Origin of the sequence: Actinoplanes sandaracinus, from assembly GCF_030009775.1 — a bacterium.
Lineage (GTDB): Bacteria > Actinomycetota > Actinomycetes > Mycobacteriales > Micromonosporaceae > Actinoplanes > Actinoplanes sandaracinus.
Genome location: NZ_JASCTH010000023.1, coordinates 183,565 through 189,748, shown reverse-complemented (window position 1 = coordinate 189,748; position 6,184 = coordinate 183,565). Strand labels below are relative to the sequence as shown.

The 6,184-nt window shown below is 67.5% G+C and carries 4 protein-coding genes; 1 reads left to right on the top strand and 3 read right to left on the bottom strand.

The window, feature by feature from the left end:
- The first annotated feature begins 379 nt into the window (after positions 1 to 379).
- Entirely contained in the window at positions 380 to 547 is a 168-nt protein-coding gene (locus tag QLQ12_RS31475; protein WP_282764150.1) for a hypothetical protein, read from the top strand.
- 427 nt (positions 548 to 974) lie between these two features.
- Here the strand turns inward: QLQ12_RS31475 and QLQ12_RS31470 are convergent, their stop codons facing one another.
- The 3 genes from QLQ12_RS31470 to QLQ12_RS31460 form a co-directional block, all read right to left on the bottom strand.
- Positions 975 to 1,553, bottom strand: a complete 579-nt coding sequence (locus QLQ12_RS31470) for a hypothetical protein (protein ID WP_282764149.1) — start codon at positions 1,551 to 1,553, stop codon at positions 975 to 977.
- A 454-nt stretch (positions 1,554 to 2,007) separates the two neighbouring features.
- Positions 2,008 to 5,316, bottom strand: coding sequence for a TIR domain-containing protein (locus QLQ12_RS31465; RefSeq protein WP_282764148.1), 3,309 nt, complete (start codon positions 5,314 to 5,316; stop codon positions 2,008 to 2,010).
- Between the two features lie 492 nt (positions 5,317 to 5,808).
- The gene (locus tag QLQ12_RS31460) at positions 5,809 to 6,150 is read right to left on the bottom strand and encodes an STAS domain-containing protein (RefSeq protein WP_282764147.1); all 342 of its coding nucleotides are present in this window, start codon (positions 6,148 to 6,150) and stop codon (positions 5,809 to 5,811) included.
- Between the last annotated feature and the right edge of the window lie 34 nt (positions 6,151 to 6,184).

The window sequence follows — 6,184 nt, the reverse complement described above, 5'->3', positions numbered from 1 at the left end:
CCCGCCTGACGTGACCGATGTTCATCTTTCATTCGATCGAGTGATCACTATCTATCGCGAACCCGCAGAACGATCTCCAAACGGACCCAACGCATAGATCAACCTAAACAGTTCATGACCGGCCTCTCAGTTGTGAACGTTCGCGACTGTCCGTCGGCCGAGTAGACAGAGCCTTACACCTGGCCCAGACGCCTCCAAACGTTGATGTATGCCAGCACGCAGACTTGGAAAGCGTGTTGGGGGAAACCCCTCACGAGTTCGAATCTCGTATCCTCCGCCAGCCCATCAGGGCAGACTCTGAAGGCCGGACCCGATGGTCCGGCCTTCACTGTCTCTGCCGTCTCAGTTTGTCTCTGCCGTCTCAGTTTGGCCAGAGTGAGTGGCTCCAACGACCACCGCGTACCGCTACCGCGACGGGGGCATCGCAGTGCTGGCCGCCCAGGCACAGGAGCTCCACACCGCGCTGAAGCGGGCCGCCGCCGAACTCGACCTCCGGGCACTGGCCGACTCCGGCTCCGCGCCGGACCCAATCGGTGACATCGGCTGATCATCCGGAACTGGATCGGCAACCGGCCCGAGCTCGACGCCGTCGACCAGCCGACCCGCAGCAACCCGAGAATCCGGCCCCGCAGTTGCGGCGAGCAGTCGACCGCGTACTCCTCCGGCCGCCGCCGCGACACCACCGACGGATTCCGGCGGATCATCAGCCCGATCTCCTTGTACTGCAGGCCTTACGCAGGCCGCGGGAGGTCTCCCCACGATCGGACAACGTCAACATCACACGCACGGTGCGGACCCGCCCCCACCGAACCACCAAAATTTAACGCTACGACCGTCTGAACTCGCCGGGACCTGTTCCACAGAGTGTCCGCTCGCCACTTGAGCATCTAGCCGGACATTGGGATACGCCGTTATCCCTCAAACGCCTCATGGCGCCCGGCCCATTTGCCGGACGCCATTTCCTAAGCTGTTACTCAGACCGGCTTCAGCGAGTAGCGAAGGTTCCTCCAGCCGACGTTGCAGCCGTTCGCCTTGTCCGACGACACCTTGATGTTGAGGTCGACGAAGCCGTTGCCCTTCTTGGCGAAGTACTTGTCCGTGATGTTGTAGGTCTTGGTCCAGGTCTTCTGCGCCGGGAGGATCGGATTCCAAGCGCCGAGGGAGACGTTGGCGCTCTGTCCCCCCAGGTTCTTGGCGCCGATAGTGATGTCCTCGCCCTGGGTGTGCGTGACCTTCATCGTGATGGCCTTGACCGTGATGCCGCCCGAGTAGACGACCATGTCCCAGGTGACGCCATAGAGCTGGCCCCACGACTCACCGCAGGCCGGCTTGACGGCGCAGGTGATCGACTGCGTCTTGGTCTTGGTGCCGACCTTGACGTTGCTCTCCACCGCGACGCACGGGGAATACGCGTCCGCCATGGCGGGCTGGGGTGCCATCACGATGCCCAAAGCGGCGAAAACCAAGCCGAATGCGAGGCGGACGAACGCCGTCGCGGTCCGCCGGGAGGGACGGTCCGAATCGGCCGCGAGGGGTTGAGAGCTTGCAGTCATTGGCACTCCTCGTGCAATGGTCGCCAGTAGCCGGAAACTGCTACGCGAGCCATGGTGTGTGTCACGAATCCCGACGGATCTCGTGCAAGAGGAGGTGACCGTAGCACGTTCACCTTCTCTGTAAAGTAGACAGAAAATGCGCTGAGACAGTGCTCACCAATTTGACTGGCTCCCAGTGGGCTGATCTCAGCGACGCGGAAAGTGTTGATCGGCGCGACACGGGTGAAGGCTATGTGGTCCGACATAGCTGGAAAGGGACTTCCGATCCACGATAGACAGTTCTCGCGCACGAGGTCATCCGCACGATGCGGATTCCACGTGATCGCGAATCTCGAATTCTCAGCCAGCGGACACGTGCAAGGCCGGACCCAGTGGGTCCGGCCTTCTTGCGTTGATCTCCGGATGTACGGGCCACGCCGCTGCTGGGTCGCCGTCGTGTCTCGAAGTCGGGTGGTCAGTCGCAGGTCCGCTGGTAGGGAGCCTCCGGGATGTAGGCGGCCCACTCGTCGGGGGTGAAGCCGCCGCCGGCGACGGCACAGGCCAGGGCGGCGGGGGCGGTGCGCAGGTCGTTCAGCGACGAGTAGTCCCAGAGAACGGCTCGGGTGCTGCCGGAACTCTTGCCACTGCCGGTCAGCGTGCGCCCGTCCGGGTGGAAGAGCAGTGACTCCGATGTGAGGTCGGCGCGGCGCAGTTTGGCGACCCGGACCGGGGCGGACGGGTCGGCCACGTCCCAGAGCGCCGCCGCGTTGTCTTCCGTGCCGATCGCGAGGGTACGGCCGTCGGGAGCGAAGGACACCGACCACACCGGGGCGTCGTTGCCGGCCAGGATGGCCTGGCGGCTTCGGCGGGCGGGGTCGGCGACGTTCCACAGCGCCACCGTCTTGTCCGTGCTGCCGGTGGCCAGGGTGCGACCGTCGGGGCTGAACCTCATGGCGACCACGCGGTCGGAGTGTCCTTTGATGGTCCCGAGGTGGACCGGTTGTGCCCGGTCGGCCACGTTCCAGAGGTTGACTGCCCGGTCCAGGGTGGCGACGGCGACCGTGCGGCCGTCGGGGCTGTACGCGACGGCCGCGTTGAGGTCGTTTCCTGTCAGGTCGGCGAGACGGACCGGGTGTCGCCGGTCGGTGAGGTCCCACAGCGCCACGTCGAATCCGGTGCCGACGGCCAGGGTGCGCCCGTCGGGGCCGAACGCCATCGCCTTGTCGTAGGGCCCGCCGGGCAGTTTGCCGAGTGACACCGGTGTGCTCGGATCGCTGAGGTCGGTCAGGCTCACCGTATCGTCGCGCCACTTTCCGACCGCGGCGATGAGGTCGCCGCCGGGACTGACTACCGCCAGGTCCACGGCTGCGGGGTGGATCCGTGCGGTGACTCCCTCCACCGGGCCGGCGGGGTTCGACAGGTCCCATACCGTCGCGGTGCCCGCGGGGGATGCGGTGATCAGGTGTTTCCCGTCGGGCGTGTGTGCGGCCATCAGGGCGGAGTCATAGTTGCCGACGGCCCGGCCGCGGATCTTCGGTTCGCCGTGTGCCTCGACGGTCCAGAGACTCAGCATTCCGGTGTAACCGGCGGTGGCGAGGGTCCGGCCGTCGGGACTGAACGCCATCGTTTCCGCATGACCGCCGTGGTCGTTCAGATCGGCGAGGTGGGTGGGAGTCCCGCCGGCCATGTCCCACAGGCGTGCGGTGCCGCCGCTGTCGCTGGTGGCGAGCGTCAAGCCGTCGGGGCTGTAGGTCGCATTGACGGCCCGGCTCGCGTGTGGGGAGGTCATCAGCGGCTTCGTCCGGTTGGTGAGGTTCCAGATCACCACGTTCTCGTTGTTGTCGATGGTCGTAAGGAGAGGACTCTTCGGGCTGAAGGTGGCATGCCGCCAGTCGCCGCCCAGGGTGGCCAGCGCGGTGGGGCGGGTGGGATCGGTGATGTCCCAGACGGTTCCGGGCGCACCGGGAGACACCAGGGTGCGGCCGTCAGGGGAGAACGTGACCGCCGACCGGGGCCCTTTGTTCTGCTGGGTGAGCAGGACGGGTTTTTCCCTGACGGTCGTGTCCCACAGGCTCCACTCCTCGTCGAGGTTGACCGCGGCGAGCATTCGTCCGTCCGGGCTGAAGGTGAGCCAGCCGGCATCCGGCGACGGCACCGTGGCGACCTTGACCGGCTTGGCGGGGTCGGACACGTCGAAGAGCATCGGCTCGTATGTCCGGCCGGCCATCAGGGCGACCGTCTTCCCGTCCGGGGTGAAGACCGGCCGGCCCACGTACTCCCTGCCTTCGAACTGGGCGAGCCGGACCGGCGTGGCCCGGTGGGAGACACTCCACAGTGATGCGGTGTAGTCGGATTCGACGGCGGCGATGAGGCCGTTGGGCCCGTACGCCAGGTACAGGACACCGGTGGCGGCGCCGACCTGCCGCGTGGATGTGACCAGGCCGGAGAGTTCTCTGCCGGCTTCGGCGCCGGGCTGGATCTGCCGTGCGGCGATACCGAGCTTGAGCGCTGTCGCCGGGTCGTTGTTGATCGTCGCCTTGGCTTGGTTGACCAGCTTCCGCCCGAGGGTGATCTGCTTCTGCTGAGCGGCGTTCTCCTCCTGCCTGCGGGCCTCCTCGGCGGCTTCCTTCGCCTTCCGCTCGTTCTCCCGGGCGATGAACTTCTGACGGCCTGCCTCCGCCGCGGCGTCCTCGGCCATCCGCTGCTGTTGCCGCGCGACGTTCTTCTGCCGCTCGGCTTCCGCGGCGGCTTCGGTGGCGAGACGCTGCTGCTGCTCCGCGATGATCCGCTGACGCTTCGTCTCGGTCGCCGACTGCTCAGCCAGCTTGCTCTGTTCCTGAGCCACCGCCTGCTGTTGTTCAGCGAGCGACTGTGCCCGCTTGGCGAGTTGCTGCTGCCGGCGCGCGTTGGCCTCCTGCTGCTCCGCCTCGGCCGCCGCTCGTTCCGCCGCGCCTTGCTGTTCGCGTGCGTGCTTCTCCTGCCGCTTCGTCTCGACGGCGGCGGCGCGCGCCCGGGTCTCCTGGGTGCGGGCCTTCTCCTCCTGGCGTCGCGCCTCCACGGCGGACCGCTCGGCGTTGTCGCGCTGCTGCGAGGCGACCTGTTGCTGATGCTGGGCCTCCATCGCCGACGCCGTGGCCCGGTCGGCGTTGTGCCCGGCGAGCACGCCGGTCAGCGCCGCCACCAGGGTCAGCGACGCCACCGCCGCGACGGCGACCCGGCGCAGCCGCCGGACCCGGCGGTGCTGCCGGACGTCCTCACTGTCGAGCTCATCCTTGCTGATGCCGTGCATGGGGGCGGCCAGTTGCGCGATCGCGTCGCGGAACGGGGTGTGCCGCAGGTTGAGCTGCCGGTCGTCGTGCGCCCATCGCAGGTCGAGGAAGAGCGGTTCCTCGGCGAAAACGCCGCGTAGCGCGTCCGGCACGGCCGTCGAGTCGGCGGACAGGTCGCCGCGGTCCGGGTCCCACCGCCATTCCCCGTCGGTCACCACGGGCAGGATCCGGTCGGCCGGCTTCGTCGCGATCCAGTGCTCGATCTCGCGGTTCACCCACGGCGACCGTGCCGCCTCCGGCGACGCGAGCAGCACGAACCACTCCGAGCCGTCCAGCGCCTTCTGAATCGACGACCACAGCGCCGGCGTCACCGACAGACCGGTCTGATCCCGGAAGATCCACAATGCGCGGCGGTGATGCCACGGCTTGGCCAGCCGGTGCAATCCCCGCTGCACCGCCGGCGCCAGCCGCCCGTCCGCGGCATGGCTGTACGAGATGAAGCCGTCGAAATTCATGCCCGGGCCCTCGGTTGTCGATGATCGGCGCCGACCGATTCTCCATGCCGGCGGCCCCAGGTGAAAGTCGCCTTTCTGCCGCGCCTGCCGCTGCCGCCGGCCCACATCGCGCGAGTCGATCAGGCCCTGCTGCCGGGAGCGAGGCGAACAAGGTCGCGCCCCACGGCCGCGGCATCATCACACTCGCGCCGCTCAGGTTCTGAACGCGTCCGCTCAGACCGGAGCGGGCCGGCCGCCCGGAGGCCGGGCGTCTGCGCCAAAGGCCGCCTGAACAGGCATGACGCTGAAGACTGGGCCCGATGTCCCACCCGTCAGACGTGGTGCCCCGGCGACCGGCCACCGACCGGCCGGGTCTATTCTCGAGGTGAAAACAGTGCGGGCGAGGGCTGGCTCCCGATCGGGGCCGGCCCTCGCCTTTTCCTCTTCATGATCTTGATGGCGGCCACCCCGCCGGAGGACGCCGGGGCGCCGGACAACGACGGTGACCCGGAATCACAACTGGGCGGCCGCTATCGCGTCGTCGACCTCGGGGAAGATCGCGAAATACCGGCCCAGGCCGACCGTCTCCATCAGCTGGGCCAGAAACGGGTCGGCGCCGGCGAAACTCAGCCAGCCGCCCCGCGAGGAGATCACTTGCTTGCTGGTGATGAACGCGCTGAGCCCCACCGAGTCACAGAATTTCAGCGCCGTCAGGTCCACCACGATCCGGGGAACCTGCCGTTCCAGCAGGCCGGCGAGCGTGGCATGCAGCTGACCGGCGGTGTCCGCGTCCAGTTCACCGCGGAGGTGGAGCACCGCGACCTCGGCCCGATGATCAGTGACTGTTGCTTGCATGTTTGATCGGCTTCCTACCCGTGTGATGGGGATT